We start from the raw sequence: 1,314 nt of genomic DNA, 5'->3' as shown, positions 1-1,314 counted from the left end.
CCGCCCGGCGTGCCGGACCACCACAAGACAGTCATGATCGGGCAAGATCGGCGGTCACCCCTCCGGACCTGCCGTAGAAAGCCTGGTGCGTTGTCCCGTTGCCACGCCCGCCAGATCATCTTGACCGCCACCGAACGGCGGCGGCTCAAGCAGATCGCCTTCGCCCATTCCGCCCCCTACCAGCTGGTGATCCGAGTCCGGATCGTGCTGGATGCCGCGCACGGCTACTCCAACAATGCCATCGCCCGACGACGCGGAGTGAGCGTGGACACGGCCCGTCTGTGGCGGGGCCGCTACGACAGCGAGCACGGTGTGGCGAGCCTGAGCGACCGGCGCCGGCCGGGACGCCCGCCGCGTATCACCCCACTTCAGCGGGCTCAGATCACAGCATTGGCCTGCCAGTTACCCGCCGAGACCGGTGTCCCGCTGTCGCGCTGGAGCAGTAGCGAGCTGGCCCGCGAGGCCGTCACCCGGGGCCTGGCTGCAGCGGTCTCCGCCTCCACCGTGCGCCGGATCCTGGCCGAGGCGGCGCTCAAGCCTTGGCAACACCAGTCGTGGATCTTCATCCGCGACCCGGCCTTCGCCGCCAAGGCCGCCCGCGTGCTCGACCTTTACGCCAGAGTCTGGGCCGGCGTCGAACTGGGCGCCGACGAGTACGTCATCAGCGCCGATGACAAGACCTCCATCCAGGCCCGCTGCCGCTGCCACCCCACCCTGCCGCCCGGCAGATCGCGGATGATGCGCGTCAACCACGACTACGAGCGCGGCGGCGCGCTGGCCTACCTGGCCGCCTACGACGTCCACGCCGCCCGCGTGATGGGCCGCACCTCGCCCAAGACCGGGATCGTCCCGTTCATGGGCCTGGTCACCCACGTCATGACCCAAGAGCCTTACGCCTCGGCCAAGCGGGTCTTCTGGATCGTCGACAACGGCTCCTCCCACCGCGGCAAGGCCGCCGCCGACCGGCTGACCGCGCGGTTCCCCAACGCGGTCATGGTGCACACGCCCGTGCATGCCTCGTGGGTGAACCAGGTGGAGATCTACTTCTCCATTCTGCAGCGCAAGGTCGTCTCACCCAACGACTTCACCGACCTTGACCAGGTCGAAGACCGGCTCATCGCCTTCGAGCGTCGCTACAACGAGACCGCCCGGCCCTTCAGATGGAAGTTCACCCCGGCCGACCTCGAGGACCTACTGGCCCGGATCGAGCGACACGAACAGAAAGAGCACAACCTCCAGCAGCACGATCACTGCGACCATCAGCCTGCCGTACTGGACACTGCCGCATAACCCCCGAAGGATTTACAACTCAGA

The 1,314-nt window shown here is 67.7% G+C and carries 1 protein-coding gene; it reads left to right on the top strand.

What is annotated here, in order from left to right; genetic code table 11:
• Positions 1–90: 90 nt before the first annotated feature.
• Positions 91–1,290 (top strand): IS630 family transposase, encoded by a 1,200-nt coding sequence (locus tag ACFOY2_RS54615; RefSeq protein WP_379536108.1) that lies wholly within the window; start codon positions 91–93, stop codon positions 1,288–1,290.
• Positions 1,291–1,314: the final 24 nt, after the last annotated feature.

Source organism: Nonomuraea purpurea (assembly GCF_042650645.1).
In the GTDB taxonomy this organism is placed as follows: domain Bacteria; phylum Actinomycetota; class Actinomycetes; order Streptosporangiales; family Streptosporangiaceae; genus Nonomuraea; species Nonomuraea purpurea.
Note: the sequence above shows the minus strand (reverse complement) of the source record. Positions and strands in the feature narration are given on the sequence as shown.